This window comes from uncultured Sneathiella sp. (assembly GCF_963976355.1).
Classification (GTDB): Bacteria; Pseudomonadota; Alphaproteobacteria; order Sneathiellales; family Sneathiellaceae; genus Sneathiella.
Map to the genome: position 1 here is coordinate 152,487 of NZ_CAXBKA010000005.1, position 14,542 is coordinate 167,028.

At 45.4% G+C, this 14,542-nt stretch carries 12 protein-coding genes; 5 read left to right on the forward strand and 7 right to left on the reverse strand.

The window, feature by feature from the left end; all coding sequences use genetic code 11:
• Positions 1-153 precede the first annotated feature (153 nt).
• On the reverse strand, positions 154-1,203 hold the full coding sequence (locus tag AAC599_RS12985) for a hypothetical protein (protein ID WP_340150830.1): 1,050 nt from the start codon (positions 1,201-1,203) through the stop codon (positions 154-156).
• A 1,196-nt stretch (positions 1,204-2,399) separates the two neighbouring features.
• Between AAC599_RS12985 and AAC599_RS12990 the strand changes: the two genes are divergently transcribed.
• Together AAC599_RS12990 and AAC599_RS12995 are read left to right on the forward strand one after the other, a co-directional pair.
• Positions 2,400-3,836, forward strand: a complete 1,437-nt coding sequence (locus tag AAC599_RS12990) for a hypothetical protein (protein ID WP_340150831.1) — start codon at positions 2,400-2,402, stop codon at positions 3,834-3,836.
• Positions 3,837-4,519: 683 nt separating this feature from the next.
• Positions 4,520-5,065, forward strand: a complete 546-nt coding sequence (locus AAC599_RS12995) for a recombinase family protein (protein ID WP_340150832.1) — start codon at positions 4,520-4,522, stop codon at positions 5,063-5,065.
• 100 nt (positions 5,066-5,165) lie between these two features.
• Here the strand turns inward: AAC599_RS12995 and AAC599_RS13000 are convergent, their stop codons facing one another.
• The 4 genes from AAC599_RS13000 to AAC599_RS13015 all read right to left on the reverse strand — a co-directional run bounded on the left by AAC599_RS13000 (position 5,166) and on the right by AAC599_RS13015 (position 9,202).
• Entirely contained in the window at positions 5,166-5,579 is a 414-nt protein-coding gene (locus AAC599_RS13000; RefSeq protein WP_340150833.1) for a hypothetical protein, read from the reverse strand.
• Positions 5,580-5,719: 140 nt separating this feature from the next.
• Positions 5,720-6,361 (reverse strand): hypothetical protein, encoded by a 642-nt coding sequence (locus AAC599_RS13005; RefSeq protein WP_340150834.1) that lies wholly within the window; start codon positions 6,359-6,361, stop codon positions 5,720-5,722.
• Between the two features lie 416 nt (positions 6,362-6,777).
• A complete protein-coding gene (locus AAC599_RS13010; RefSeq protein ID WP_340150835.1) occupies positions 6,778-8,571 on the reverse strand; it encodes an adenylate/guanylate cyclase domain-containing protein in 1,794 nt (597 codons plus the stop codon).
• Between the two features lie 7 nt (positions 8,572-8,578).
• Positions 8,579-9,202 carry a sulfotransferase family protein gene (locus AAC599_RS13015; protein ID WP_340150836.1) on the reverse strand — a complete coding sequence of 208 codons (624 nt, stop codon included), beginning with the start codon at positions 9,200-9,202 and terminating at the stop codon, positions 8,579-8,581.
• Between the two features lie 639 nt (positions 9,203-9,841).
• Between AAC599_RS13015 and AAC599_RS13020 the strand changes: the two genes are divergently transcribed.
• The 3 genes from AAC599_RS13020 (at position 9,842) to AAC599_RS13030 (ending at position 13,143) form a co-directional block, all read left to right on the forward strand.
• Positions 9,842-10,645: an integrase arm-type DNA-binding domain-containing protein gene (locus AAC599_RS13020; RefSeq protein WP_340150837.1), complete on the forward strand. Its 804-nt coding sequence runs from the start codon at positions 9,842-9,844 to the stop codon at positions 10,643-10,645.
• 82 nt (positions 10,646-10,727) lie between these two features.
• The gene (fahA, locus tag AAC599_RS13025) at positions 10,728-12,011 is read left to right on the forward strand and encodes a fumarylacetoacetase (protein ID WP_340150838.1); all 1,284 of its coding nucleotides are present in this window, start codon (positions 10,728-10,730) and stop codon (positions 12,009-12,011) included.
• Positions 12,012-12,123: 112 nt separating this feature from the next.
• On the forward strand, positions 12,124-13,143 hold the full coding sequence (locus AAC599_RS13030) for a YeiH family protein (protein WP_340151009.1): 1,020 nt from the start codon (positions 12,124-12,126) through the stop codon (positions 13,141-13,143).
• Positions 13,144-13,181: 38 nt separating this feature from the next.
• Here AAC599_RS13030 and AAC599_RS13035 read toward each other — a convergent pair whose 3' ends face one another.
• Together AAC599_RS13035 and AAC599_RS13040 are read right to left on the reverse strand one after the other, a co-directional pair.
• On the reverse strand, positions 13,182-13,691 hold the full coding sequence (locus tag AAC599_RS13035; RefSeq protein ID WP_340150839.1) for a PAS domain-containing protein: 510 nt from the start codon (positions 13,689-13,691) through the stop codon (positions 13,182-13,184).
• A 20-nt stretch (positions 13,692-13,711) separates the two neighbouring features.
• On the reverse strand, positions 13,712-14,347 hold the full coding sequence (locus AAC599_RS13040) for a FecR family protein (RefSeq protein WP_340150840.1): 636 nt from the start codon (positions 14,345-14,347) through the stop codon (positions 13,712-13,714).
• Between the last annotated feature and the right edge of the window lie 195 nt (positions 14,348-14,542).

Genomic DNA, 14,542 nt, shown 5'->3' on the forward strand with positions numbered 1-14,542 from the left:
AAATGGCACGATAAGCGCGCCTAGGAGCATTTTGCTGATTTTACGAGAAAGAGATAGCTGATAGTCGCTGGAGGCCACAGGGGCGAAATTCTGAATGATTTGAACTATTGACGGTACTTGGGAGCAACCCCAGTATTAAGTCAATCTGGCATCCTAAAGTGCCAATTTAGTAACTTCACCTATGGCCCAGTTGATTACAGCGGTCTTTCCTGCATGGGAAAGTTTTTCTATTGTTTCAATATCTTCGTTTGATGCTAGTGACTTATCTAAATCAGCTATAGCATTGTCTAGTAGTTTTTGGCAGGGCTCATATAGAGATTCGCGGGTACGTTTGAATTTCCGCACAGGTGATATTGAATATTTCACCAACTCGGCAAGTAACAGTTCAGGAATCTCGTATATTGCCGCATCAATCCTAATTTGTTCGTATGCTGCTTTTGCTGCATGCGTTAGATTTCTGGATTTTCCAAAGGGCGTCGGTCCAGTAAGATCCGTGTGCATTTTTTTTGTCAGAGCAATAGCTTTAGACGAGTATGTTGCCCATCCAATATCCTTAATATAAGCACCTTGGACCATTCTCCCTTTGAGGAATAAGGGGTATGGAATTTTCTGTTTCTTTTTTTTGGGGAGCAACGAACTGGATGGTTTAGGCGTTTTTAGCTTTAACTGTTCTGCTCTTTTATCCAATCCTTGTTGAAACCGGGCAAGATCAGACTTGTCTACTAGAAAACCAGCATGAATATCAAATCTCCGAGGAGAGTTTATCGTATCCACATATTTCTTAGCTTTTTTTCCGCGAGAAATCTTTGGCTCAACTACCAGCCAGTATGTAGGGCGCTTTCCTAATATGTGCCGGACTTTGTGAAGAACTTCCTTTTTGAATCCTATAGTGATATTTTTATGTTTTGATATCCAATTTTGTCGTTGTTCATCACTAATATTGAAAGTTGTAGAAAAATTAATCTTAAAGAAATGTCCTACTATTTGTTCCATTACAAATTTTTCACTGGAAGTTAAATCTGTCCATCTGGGTGGAGAATATCCTGTGAGGTATGAGAGGCTACTGACTTTACGGGAAATGCGGTCCAAATCATACTCTCCGGTCATTGCTAATTCAAAAATCCTCAGAAAACTCCGCCGTTGACGAGCGCTTTGCGGGCTTTCATACGCCGTGGGAAGCCTAATTTTTGAACTTTTTGCCATGAAAATTATGTTTTCTTTTGGTGTATATAACGATGTATTGGAGATTATACTGGCATGAATTTATAAATTTCTAGAGCCAAAAAATGTGTTGCCCAAGCGAATAATATTGTCTGTGACATGATTTTTCTAATGAGCTTAATCTTCATTGCCGGTCTATTCTTCAGCCGAAAAAGTGCATTATGAAGTCGTTATTATATTATTTGATTAGCTAGGTGGATAAATTCAAATTTTTGGAAAGGAATTGAGAAAAAATCAACGTAACCTTAAGGGGTGAGGAAAATTTGACACAAAGAAGGAGCCATAGTGAGCACGTTTTGATATCGATTTGATATAGAATATTTGATAAGTAATTGAATATAAAGGAATAATCCTATATAATTTACAGATAAATATGTGCTCAAGGTCGCGAATTCGGCTGAAAAGGGCTATTTTTTTATATATTTTTTATATCATTGATATAAAAATCTATATATTTATATCAATTTGATACATAGAGATTGATATAAATATACTAAATCCCGGTACCTTGAACCCCTCTTAAACACCCTCTTTTTTTCTCGGGGGACCACGGTCGTATCTAGGCGGGGGTGCCGTTTTTTTTGTTCCGGCCTGAGATTTTGTTGCGTATTTTCCAGATCAAGTAAGGTCCTTGGAAAGGATCTCTGTTTGTCTGTTTTGTCGTTGGAATACTCGTTGTTTTTTAATTTGTTGCTATCAGCTGATTTGTCACGGCATTAGAAGTTTTTATCAGGTCATTGATCGCACTAAATGGTACAGGATCGGGGAAACGCCGCCATTGTGTCAATGCATTGATATTACTGTGTTTTGATAACAGCTTTGTTGATCAATGTCTCACTTACGTGTCACACCAGTAGACCATAGAGGCATGCATTACAACAAAGTCATCCATCTTTGTCAGGCACCTAAGTTAATAGTTTTCCTAAACACTCAATAAAACCGGAGTGCTCCATACTACCAAGCTAGATTTGGATGCGCACATGGGCAAGCCCATACATTATTTTCCAGTTAGTCTGCATTTGGTCCTTTGCGGGCATACGAAAGCTATATGCGCGATGGCTCCTGGCTGGTGGACAGGCGATATTTCAAAGCCGCTACACTACTATAGATGTTATTTTGAGTTTGGTGTACACTGAAAATCTCGGTCATATTGCGACGGAGACATCACCGGAGTTGTTATGGCGAAGTATTCTAGCCCGATCTTGTTTTCGGCACATTTTGGCATTGATCCCAACGAGCTGGATAAGGCAAACCTACTAGATCCATTTCTTAATGTAGACTTGGAACTTTTCATTGATCCAGTCTTGCTCGAAAAGTGTTCCTATGAAGAAATTTCGAAGGGTGCGGTCGAAGATTTTCGAAAATACTTCAGTAACGTCATTCGGCTCTTAGCGATAGCGGAGAAAGAAGGTGATGCTGCATGGAAGGGGGCAGAAACCCTTTTAAACCTTAAAGAACCTCCAGAGAATGGATTGGGCTATGGTGGTTCAAGCAGGTCCGGCAGCTCCCGATCTGATGAAATCAAGCAGTCAATTCTCAGAACTACATCAGACATCATTAGGTTGGGTGTAAAAGACCCGGACATGATCTCTCTTATGGGTTTCTTTGAGGAAGGCGTGGGCCCTGACACTATTAGCGATTTTACTACACGGGTCATTTTTTTTAGGCTTGCAGGAATTACCAAGGACTTTTGTGAGCGCACGAATGTGATAACGCAAAGACTTGACGAAAACAGCGAAGCAGAACTACCCGTTTACGATGATGGGAGTGGTAAAGTCAGGCCGTTCTTATTAGTTCCAAAAGATATTGTTCGTGATTTACCTATCGCAAATGACTGGTCAGATGTTCAGGCTGCCGCCATGTTGAATGATCAAATTCGGACGCGAGTTAGTCAGATGCTCGCAGGAATAGCAACACCGACTGTTACGGAATACAAAGAGGCTTTGCGGAGTGCTGCACTAAGCTCTTCTGACGCTTTCAACCACTTTCTTGCATCTGTTATGGCAAACGCCAAAGCATACGACGCTGATGAAGATATACTGGGTTACTTCCGCTTGCGACAATTGATGTTGCAAGACAAAACAAGATTCGAAGAGAAATCAAATGTGGATTTGACTAAGGGTCCCGAGGCAATCCGAGATGTTGTGTTAGAGGCGATTGGGATGTTCAAAAAGCACGTTGAAGTTGGTGACCTTTGGAAGGAGCTATGGTCGGGCGATAAGCCCAAGCTGGAGCGGGCTTCACAGATAATTTTCCAACTCGCCGCCGATGCTTTTTGCAAGGCTAACAATATTGATATGTCGCCCGAAGCAAATATGGGGGGCGGACCCGTCGATTTCAAATTCTCGTCCGGCTATGAGGCGAACGTGCTAGTAGAGTTAAAGAGAGATACCGGCAAAGTTAAGCACGGTTACGAGGTTCAGCTTGAGCACTACAAAAAGGCTAGCAGCAGCTTTTTTGGTATCTTCGTAGTTATTGACTACGGAAAGCTGGGAAACAAACTCGAAACAATCCAAGATATAAGAAATAAGCGGATTGTTGCAGGCCTACGAGCTTCCGATATCATCGTTATTGATGCGACGCCAAAGGAATCTGCCAGCAAGAAACTTATATAACTCAAGATACTGCACGCTCGCGTACCAGATTTTGGAACGGGGTGCAGCGAACTTCCGCTCTCCGCCCATGAAAGACTTTCGTTGCTATGCCTTTTATAGTCTCTTCAGGTCGATAGTAAACAGTCAAACGTCGGTCTATAATAGCGTGACTATTCCAACAACAGTTAGAACAGATGAAGAAGCACAATCACGCGCCTAGCGACCTGAAGATACAGCTTAAAAGGCATACCAAGAGCCGACCTTATCGATACGCTTTTTATAAATCAGGTAATGCGTACAAACTAACTTCCATAAAACAAAATATCATTATGTTGGTAAAGTGGACCGCATATATTCTTCCCAAAAATGGTGCGTTATTACGAGAGTCCACATCAATCATTGGACATTCTAAATTCCCCCATACCCCCCTCAATCCAGTTTTGTTTGATCTCACTGGCTCAGAACGGCCAGAGGGACTTGCTGGCTGGAGTAAGCAAACTTGGAAGGGGAAATTGACATTCTAAGCTAAACCCTCTCAGGGCTGCTCTAAGGGTGATTAACGCCCATTTTCTTCCCACTAGACCTTGCCCTAAAGATACACTCCAACAGCATCCCTATAGCGTCTCAAATAAATAGTATTTGACATTTGAGATGAAATTCCCACATAGTCTTATATCTAATGATACATTTTAGGGTGCAAAATTATGAAGATTGGCTATGCGAGAACGTCAACACTTGAACAGGTCGCGGGATTTGAGGCTCAGATAGAGGAATTGGAAACACAGGGGTGTGGTAAGATATTCAAGGAACAAGTTTCTTCTGTAGCCCAAAGAAAGCAACTAGCTCAGGCGCTGGACTATATGCGCGAAGGCGATACGTTGGTTGTTACTAAGCTGGACCGTCTGGCCAGATCTATGAGGCATCTCGGGGAAATCGTTGAAACGGTTAAAGGTAAGGATGCCCATCTTCAAATACTCAACCTCGGAATAGACACCAGCAATGCCACTGGAGAACTGGTCCTGAACCTTTTGGGGGCCGTTAGCCAGTTTGAGAGGCAAATCATGCTGGAGAGGCAGAGAGAGGGTATTGCCAAGGCCAAGAGCGAAGGGAAGTACAAAGGAAGAAAGCCGACAGCTAGGGCTAAAGGCGATGAAGTGCTAAAACTGGCCTCAGACGGAGTTAGTGCGACGGAGATTGCGAAAAAACTAGAAATAGGCAGGGCTTCAGTTTATCGAATACTTCGTAATTAGCTCGCCATGACGTTGAAATATCTCGGCGGTATATGCCTAAAATGCCGACATTTAATACCAATTTCGGTGTAAAAAATAACTTCAGTTTGTGGAGTTTGACTTATTCATCACGTAGATTTTCCATTATATCTTCATACCTACAATCCCAATCCCTCCATTTATCGAATGGGTCGTTGGTTCCACCTGATAGCTTTCCTGTTTTTTTGCCCGCACTCCATTGACCCTGCAGTTCGGTCACTACTTTCTTTACTTTGTTTCCGTCTAACTCATATGTGACAGAATATTCACAAAAATAGTTTTCTTTCTCCATGACTGCGGTAATGCGGACTGGAGAACTCTCTTTGATTTGGAAACCTTCATCAACCAATATTCTCACGTTAAATCCTGCAGTCAGGACTTTTTCCACTTGCGATTGGGTCATTTTCAATTGCTTATGGTCTATAAGTAGGTGTGGTTCGGTTGGATGTTCCCATGAGGGTTTTTCTTCATTTATCTTTTTGAACCAACCAAACATCTCACCACTCCTTTATCTCACTTATTTTTGAAAATTTAAACAAGCGAGCTATCCGCAGACGTCTGGAACTACTAATAGGCTAATCGGTATTGAAGTGATCAGTACACTATGAATCAGCGGGTCGAAGAGTCGATTAGCCTTCAGTTCACTAGTGCTCCAGATCTAAATTCAACTCCCGTAGCAGTAGCACGAAAATGACAATACATTATCGAGGGAACAATGTTCCCGCCTCGATTCCTTGCGTTCGCTTTGCCTTTAAATCGAATTCCAACATGGGGTGTTTTAAGAATATCTTTCTCTGCAAGTTTTAGAGGCGCTGTGATATTGAGTGAAGTTGGGTCTAACAACACCCCTTTAATGTACTCATAGCATTCACTTTTCAAATCTTCATCAACTAAATATGCAGCAGAATAAATAGACTCTGCGACTGCTTTGTTAAACGCTAGACCTTCTTCAATCGGGGGAAATATTGGTCCAGGAACTCCATATATTGCGTGGGTTTCATGCCCTACTTTAGTTTCAAAGTATATATCTCCATCCGGCGTTTCGCGGATGTTATGGGACCACCCTAATTCATCAAAGTACCTGACTGTTTCTTTCCCTCCCTCTTTTTTAGGGGGCCAAGTTACAACCATTCTGGCGTACTCAGGAGCTGGCTTTTTTATTCCGGCATAAGGCGATATATTTTCTAACTTTTTTTCCGCACCGATTACCGGCAGGGGATTGCTCAACACAATTGCGCATATTGATACTGTCAACGCTGCTAATGCATTAAATTTCACAACTATTCCTTTTTTAGAATAAAATTATTATCCGCATTAGTAAAATCAGGCGATGGATTTACTGTCAAGAGAAACAAGTAAAAATGTATGATTAATGTGTAAACCTAGAGGCTATTCACTCATTCTTAAGCTGCAAGGTATCTACAAATCTAGGGGCTATTCAGTGTAGGACTGTTTTGTTGATGATACAATATTCCCTACTCGTATTATCTTGCTTGAAATACGACTACCCCCAGGTTGAGAAAGTAAAGACATATGAATGAAGCCCGGCTCAATGCTAAGGTCAATCTGCCGCCAAGTCCGTTAATCCTCAAATAGGAGGCACTTCTTGGCTCAGACATTTGTTCTGCTTTGTGCTAGAAGGCGACATTGAGCGCAGCGTGTAAATTACAAGAAATGCCTATGGGATCTCATGCTCATTCCGGCAAGCCCGCCCGCCGGAGGGCGCTAAGGACCAGCTCAAGGGAGTCGGGGCTCCTGATAGGCAGAGCTATTTTATATTTAGCAACTGTTGCTTCTGATGATATTGTTAAAAGTTTCTTGGTTGCAACTCGAGCTTCTGACAATCGATCAAGCTGGGTGTAGGCAGCAATTAGCACCCAATAAGTCGAGTCCCATTCCGAGTTGAGGGCAAGAGAGCGTTCAGCCAATTCAGCAGCAAGATCGGCGCGATCATTGAAAAGGTGTGCTACTGCTGAAACAGTCAAATGGCTGAAGAAATTGGGGTCCATCGGACTTAGTGTCATTGCTCGCTCCAAAAGACGCAACCCGGCCTCTAAATCATCGCCGAATACAAGAGCACAGCCAGCCATTGCATTTACGAAACCTGATCCTGGGTTTAGTTTAACTGAGCGACGGACAGCATCCAGTCCAGTCGCGTAGTCCTGTTTCAACATCACGAGCGTAAAGCCGCCAAGCACGATACTCACCGCATCGTCTGTCTCGGCGGCGAGCGCCCGGCGGGCCATCGAGATTGCCGTGGCTAAATCATCGCTGCCGTAAGGTGGCCAGGGTCGACTGATCCGTTGCACAAAACACCAAGCAGCATGTGCAAAAACTGGTCCGTATGACGGGTCAAGATCAATAGCACGATTGAGCAAATCAAGCGCTTTCCGGTTCTCATCAGGACGTACAGCATAAATATTGGGGAGCGCCTGAAGATAAAGATCGTAAGCATCTAGATTACCGGCTGATTTGCGTCGTGAGCGTTCGATCTCGGCCTTGCGCACCGTCGGTTCGATCGCTCCGATCACATTGTCAGTAATTCTGTCCTGCAGATCAAACACATCTTCCAATTCACCATCAAAGCGGTCTGCCCACAGGTGAGCGCCTGAGGTGGCATCAATTAACTGTCCGGTAATACGCAAACGGTTCCCTGCCTTACGTACGCTGCCTTCTAACACGTAGCGTACACCCAGTTCACGGCCGACCTCCTTAATATCCACAGCCCGGCCCTTGTATACGAAGCTCGAATTTCGGGCGATGACGAAGAGCTGGTTAAAACGTGACAGCGCCGTGATGATATCCTCAACCATACCGTCAACAAAGTATTCCTGCTCGTTATCTCCAGACATGTTCGTAAACGGCAGAACGGCAATTGAGGGCTTTTCAGGAGTTCTGAGCTTTGTGGCTTTATTTGTCTGTAAACCGAGTTGTTCCGCCGCCACATCCTTCATAGTCAGCTCATTGCCAACCGCCAGCGAATAGATCCGGATGGGTTCTGCAATATTTTTGAGAGTCGTTTCGCCGTGGTCTGTAACAGACAGATTGATCTTCGCTCTTACTTGGCGATATGCGTCCTCAGATAGACAGACTGCGCCGGGCTTGGCGATCCCTTCCAGACGTGCCGCAATATTAACACCGTCACCCATCAAGTCGCCATCGCTCTGTTCAATTACATCTCCGAGATGAATGCCTATGCGAAGTACGAGGGTATGCTTCTCCTGCAAACCGCCGTTGTGCTCGATCATTGCTTCTTGCACGTCAATTGCGCAGCGCACAGCATCAACCACACTTAGGAATTCGACTAAGACACCATCCCCTGTTCGCTTGAACACACGTCCATTATGGGCGGTTATGTTTGGATCAACCAGATGGTCAAGCACTGTCCGTAAACGCGTCAGTGTGCCTTCTTCGTCAGCCCCCATAAGACGGCTGAACCCGACAACGTCTGCAGCGAATATTGCTGCTAGTTTCCTTCGTTCAGTCATGTGTGATTCAGATCTTGCCAGATACGCGATCCCAAAACTCTGCACGATCATTGGTGCGTGGAAAAGGGGCATCGGGAACCGGCACGTCCAGGAAAGCACAGAGCGGCGCCCAACCATCCTTAACCTTATAGACAAGGAGTTGATCGGCGGGAATCGTTGCTACGACCGCCTCATTATGAGCGATGAAAGCTTCCCTCAAATTTGCTTCACTAAGTCCAGAAGGAAATCCTGTTTTATCAATAACCTTGCTGGTCATGTCAAGCCACTCCTGTAATTCCTCGGGGGCCTGGTCCCGTTCAGCAAGCAATCTGTAAATCGTATAGGAGAAGCTTTGTGCCCAGCTTTCTGGGGTGCGATGCGTCAGTATGAATTTGGCTGTTGGATAGGCCGTGTACAATTCCCTAAAAAATCCAGCCGTAGGCCAATCGACGGCACTTTCATATCCCTTGTAGATTGCCATCCAATCAGGAGCGCCTTTGGCAGCTGCCGCCCATAGTGGCACTTGCGCTGGCTGATTGTGGAGCACTTCTTCCATATGATGGCAGGGTCCCAGCCCAATCTGATTGATCGCGAGCTTAAGAGAATAGGTGCCTGTTCTGCCGACACCGACGCCGATCACCTTTATTGGCATAATAATCCCCATAAATATCAGACTGCAAAAAAAACGTACCGCAGCGCTTAACTATTCGTTAAAGTCTGCCCCAATAAGGTAAACCTGACAAGAAAAGAAGTCCGAGTTGGGTCAAACTGAGAAGTTATTGATGGTTTAAAACTACTTCTGCTTCGCATCCCTTTACAGAAATTGACGGCAAATAAGTCAGCTTACTGTTAGCATCAACAATTTGTATAGATGGCGAGTAGTAATTTCGTATAAAAATGAACTGCTGTATGAGGATTCATTTATCATAACTGTCATGACGGTTTGTTGCTTAGGGATGATGGCAATTAGGACAAGCTGAACTAACTTGAAATTTGCTTCATTTCGTCTTGACTTAGTACATTTAAGTGATACAAAATCGGTTTTTATGGGGTTGCAGTAAATTTTTAAGGTATTGATTTATTTAGATAAATGGGTTTAATGGTGCGCATCCTGCCACCCCAGCCAGAACCTTATTTCACTTAATCCAATGTTATCCAAAATATACAATAAAAACAATGATATATTGGAATTTCGCGTCTTATGTAATCCGATACTAACCTCTTGCATCCAGAAAATTTGAGGGTAAGATTGGGGGTACATTGAAAATGCCAAAAATCATGTACCCCCAAAATGCCGCTAACCGATATCAAAATCAAGAGGGCAGGAGCGAAGGAAAAAGCTTATAAGCTGTCCGATGGAAAAGGCCTTTATCTGGAGGTCCGGCCTAATGGCAGTAAATATTGGCGTTATAAATACCGGTTTGTCGGCAAGGAAAAGCTTCTGGCTCTTGGGGTGTATCCGGAAACATCTTTAGCAGAAGCAAGGGGTAAGCACCTCCGGGCACGCAAACTGCTGGAGAATGGAATTGATCCCTCCCAGGACAAGAAGAAGAAAAAGGTATTAGCGAAAGAGAATGCCGAAAACACTTTCGAAGTGATTGCACGAGAATGGTACGAGAATCGCAAAAGCCGCTGGCGGAAGCGATATGCGGAAGAGATTATCACCAGGCTTGAAAAAGATATATTTCCAGAGATTGGCAATTTTCCAATTTTAGAAATTGAACCGCCGTTGCTGTTGCAGGTCATCCGGAAAATCGAGAATCGCGGGGCGCATGAACTGGCGAAGCGCCAACTGCAAAAATGCGGTGAAATTTTCCGGTACGCAATTGCGACAGGTAAAGCACAGCGCGATCCGTCTCAGGATATCAAGGAAGCCTTAAAACCGGTTAAGAAGGAACACTTCGCGGCATTGGATGTAGGGGAGTTGCCGGAGTTTATTGCCGCGCTGGAACGGAACGACGCGAGGCTTTATCAAAGTACCCGAAACGCTCTCAAGCTAATTATGCTGACGTTCGTGCGTACGAATGAGCTGATTAATGCCAGATGGGAAGAAATCGATTTCGATAAAAAAGAATGGGTTATCCGCCGGAGATAGTTTCTAAGGTATATAGGAAGACAAATTATCTATCGATCGTAAACGGATGATAACATTTAACGAAACGCATGATCCAAATAGTATGAGCTGGGTTGAAACAGCAAATGAACAGGGGAATCCTTTTCCCTTGCAGAACCTGCCCTATGCGGTGTTCCGCAGCGCAGGGACCGATGAGACCTTTCGTATCGGCGTGGGGATTGGTGACAAAATCCTGGACCTGACGGCGTTAGGTCAATCGGAAGTCGCGCGGGCCTCCCGATTGAACATTCCTGAAAGTCTGTATGCATCCACTCTCAATGACTTCATGGCAGAGGGAGAGGCTATCTGGTCCAGTACCCGAAAAGCATTGTTTGGGGTGCTAAGACAGGGAAGCCTTTATGAGATCGAAATTTCGGATTGCCTGATAGATCAGTCAAATGCAGAGTATGCGCTCCCTGCGATGATTATGGACTATACGGATTTCTATGCGTCGATTGATCATGCGACGAATATCGGAAAGCTGTTCCGGCCGGATAATCCTTTAATGCCGAACTATGAATGGGTGCCGATTGCATATCATGGCCGTTCGTCTTCGATCGTCGTTTCGGGGGAGCCGATTGTCAGGCCGAAAGGCCAAATCCGGTCTTCGATTGATGCCCCGCCGCATGTATCAGCGTCCGAAAAGTTGGATTATGAAATGGAAGTCGGACTGTTTGTCGGGGCGGGTAATCAACGGAATGTTCCGATTTCAATTGACGAGGCAGAACAACATCTCTTTGGGATTTGTCTACTGAATGACTGGTCGGCGCGGGATATCCAGGCATGGGAGTATCAACCGCTCGGGCCGTTTTTGGGCAAGAACTTCGCAACTACAATCTCTCCCTGGATTGTCACTATGCAAGCGCTTGCGCCGTTTCGAATTTCCATGAAGCACAAAGGGGAGAGAACCATCCTTCCTTATCTTAGTTCGGATAGGGAAGAGGCAAATTGCGTCATAGATATGCATCTTGATGTTTCCGTCCAGTCAGCGAAAATGAAGGTGGAGGGAGTGCCGCCCAAGCGCCTCGGACAGAGTAACTTCAAATATTCATACTGGACACCGGCGCAGATGGTCGCGCATCATACGTTGAACGGATGCAACCTGCGGCCGGGAGATCTGTTTGGGAGCGGCACTATGTCGGGTCCGGGACCAGATCAAACCGGTGCCCTGATAGAGGTAACAAAAGGAGGCGAACTCCCTGTCCAACTTTCGAATACTGAGAGTCGCAGATTTCTGGAAGATGGAGATACTGTCTTCCTGTCGGCTTGGTGTGAAAAGGACGGATACCGGACAATCGGTTTCGGGGAATGCAATGGCACAATAATATCCGTGGCTGAGCCCGTCTGATAAGGAATTGTTGGAAAATTTCTATCGCACTTGCGAAAGAAGAGATTAATATGTTTAACGACACCGTCAGTCTGCCTGCCAGGTAAAATTACCCTTGTTCACCAGCTTTACGATGAAATTGCTCGACCAGCTCAAATCAAATCTCAGATCTCAGTATGACAAATGCCTATCTTTTTTTCCGGGGCTGCTGCTGTGCCTGACCATTGCCGCGGCCGCCCGGCTTCTGGCGGAACACTATACGGCACCGCAAATGTTGTTTGCCCTTTTACTCGGGATCGCATTTCACTTCCTGGCTGAAGAGGGAAAATGTTCAGCCGGTATTCAGTTTTCCTCCAGTACATTGTTGCGTTTTGGTGTGGCGCTGCTTGGACTGCGATTAACGCTTGATGATGTTCTATCCCTCGGATGGGCGCCGGTAGGGATTATCTTGACGGGAGTTGGTGCGACTATCCTTGTCGGTATTCTGCTATCCAGTTTACTAGGGCGTGGCAAGCGTTTCGGACTTCTGACCGGTGGCGCGGTTGCGATATGCGGCGCGTCCGCGGCGCTTGCCATATCAGCTGTTCTGCCCAAGACCCCAAATAGTGAACGGGATACGGTTTTTACGGTTATTGCTGTAACGGCGCTCAGCACTTTGGCCATGATCATTTATCCTATTCTGGTCAACGCCCTGCATCTAGATGACAGCTTTGCGGGAATTTTCCTTGGCGGCACAATACATGACGTCGCGCAAGTTGTGGGGGCGGGATATGGCATATCGTCGGAAGTGGGGGATATATCGACGATTGCGAAGTTGTTGAGAGTATCGTTATTGGTCCCGATCGTGCTGGTCATTTCCCTGTATTTCCGTAGGAGAAGCTCAGGTGCTGTAAAAGGCCTCCCGCTGCCGTTTTTTGTGGTTGGTTTTTGCCTGTGTGTTGGGCTCAACAGCATGCATATGGTTCCGGCGATTGCGAAAGATTTTCTGATCCCGCTTTCATCCTGGTGTCTGGTGACTGCTATAGCTGCTTTGGGGGTAAAAACCTCCTTAGAGAATATTCTGACCATCGGGTACCAACCGGTCCTTCTTATAACGTTGCAAACCCTGTTTATCGCAGCTTGGGTGCTTATTGGTGGGGTATATTTTCTTTAAAGACTGTGCGGCCCAGGATTCATAGGATATGAAGTAACTTAGGTTGCTTCCCAATTCAGGATATAGCTTCGTTTGAGGCCGGGCGTTTCGGCGCCATCAGCGGTCAAGTCCACGGCACCCAGTATTATGTTGATATTGTCGTCTGAATCTCCGAATGGAAATAATGCAACATCAATAGTGACCCAAGTCTTTTCAACAAACTGAACTTGTTCACGAACAGCAATCGGTTGCCTTTCCGATACGCATTTCTTGTACGCCCAGAGAATGTCTTCTGCTTTCTCACCATAGAGATCTTCATTGAGCCATTCTCCCGTTGCATCGCGTCCTGCGATCTCGGTGATTCCGGTTCCAATGAGCCGATAACGAAACCGCGCCGGATCTTGAAAGACATCAACCAGCGTTACATAAGGGAGATAACGGACGATGGCGGCGGGATCGAATTCCGGGCGCGTCGGCATTCCTCGGCTTCCCCGTAAAGACATCCAATAGTCACGAACTCCTTTCAGACTATCGGGTGATAGGGGAAGGTCTGCATAAACTCGATCCATCGCTCTCCTGAAGGGCCTAACTATCTAAACGTTATAGTAGCAACAGCTGCCTGAGCCCGCTCTTCATTCCATTGTTCTGCTTCGCCTGGCGCTATGTTCATGCCATTCACATCGACGCCGGTCCCCGGAGTACTTACAATCCGACCACCATCCGAATTAAAGACAACGATTGTACCCTCGAACAGAAAGACACCATAAGTGCCCATGGACGGCCCGCCCCAGAAGTCAGTTCCGCGGATGCCAATCGTGGCGAGACTGGTTTTTACTTCAAGGCGCTTCTCCTTCATCTCGCTGATTTTACCAGTGATAAAGCGGAACGGTCCTTGAAGCGCACTCAAAATTGCAGTGCCAATACCATCTTTCGGCTCATAAAGATACTCATCAATTCCTATGCGGGCATTTTCTCCTATCAGGAGCTTTGTCCCGTCATTGAAGGTAATTTCAACGCGGGCATCTGATTTGGAGTTAATTTCATCATTTTCCTGAACGATTGAGCCAACTTCGAGAGGAATACCCTTGCCGTCACGAACGATTTCTGCAGTGCTTTGCAGTCGGGTAACGGTTCCGACCTCGGAATTGGCAGCCAGGCTCTGTCCAGTCGCCGAAATGGCGCCAACAATCGTCAGTGAAATCACCAGAAGTATTTTCTTTAACATACTGCTCTCCTCGAAAGGGAATTCATAGATAATGGGTCAGATGGGCAGATATTCCCAACCTTGCATACTACCCATGAATACGAAGTAGTCACCGTAAAGGATCACTTTAATTCCGGGCAGTACAGTAAAAACGAGAAAAATCGGGTTAAAGTTTCATGCTTTAGATGGTTAATTTTATAGGGCCGTCTGTATGCC

Bases quoted from the DNA above. Each gene is read 5' to 3' on its own strand.
- AAC599_RS12985 (WP_340150830.1), bottom strand. From the start codon at position 1,203: ATGGCAAAAAGTTCAAAAATTAGGCTTCCCACGGCGTATGAAAGCCCG.
- AAC599_RS12990 (WP_340150831.1), top strand. From the start codon at position 2,400: ATGGCGAAGTATTCTAGCCCGATCTTGTTTTCGGCACATTTTGGCATT.
- AAC599_RS12995 (WP_340150832.1), top strand. From the start codon at position 4,520: ATGAAGATTGGCTATGCGAGAACGTCAACACTTGAACAGGTCGCGGGA.
- AAC599_RS13000 (WP_340150833.1), bottom strand. From the start codon at position 5,579: ATGTTTGGTTGGTTCAAAAAGATAAATGAAGAAAAACCCTCATGGGAA.
- AAC599_RS13010 (WP_340150835.1), bottom strand. From the start codon at position 8,571: ATGACTGAACGAAGGAAACTAGCAGCAATATTCGCTGCAGACGTTGTC.
- AAC599_RS13015 (WP_340150836.1), bottom strand. From the start codon at position 9,202: ATGCCAATAAAGGTGATCGGCGTCGGTGTCGGCAGAACAGGCACCTAT.
- AAC599_RS13020 (WP_340150837.1), top strand. From the start codon at position 9,842: ATGCCGCTAACCGATATCAAAATCAAGAGGGCAGGAGCGAAGGAAAAA.
- fahA (WP_340150838.1), top strand. From the start codon at position 10,728: ATGAGCTGGGTTGAAACAGCAAATGAACAGGGGAATCCTTTTCCCTTG.
- AAC599_RS13030 (WP_340151009.1), top strand. From the start codon at position 12,124: ATGAAATTGCTCGACCAGCTCAAATCAAATCTCAGATCTCAGTATGAC.
- AAC599_RS13035 (WP_340150839.1), bottom strand. From the start codon at position 13,691: ATGGATCGAGTTTATGCAGACCTTCCCCTATCACCCGATAGTCTGAAA.
- AAC599_RS13040 (WP_340150840.1), bottom strand. From the start codon at position 14,347: ATGTTAAAGAAAATACTTCTGGTGATTTCACTGACGATTGTTGGCGCC.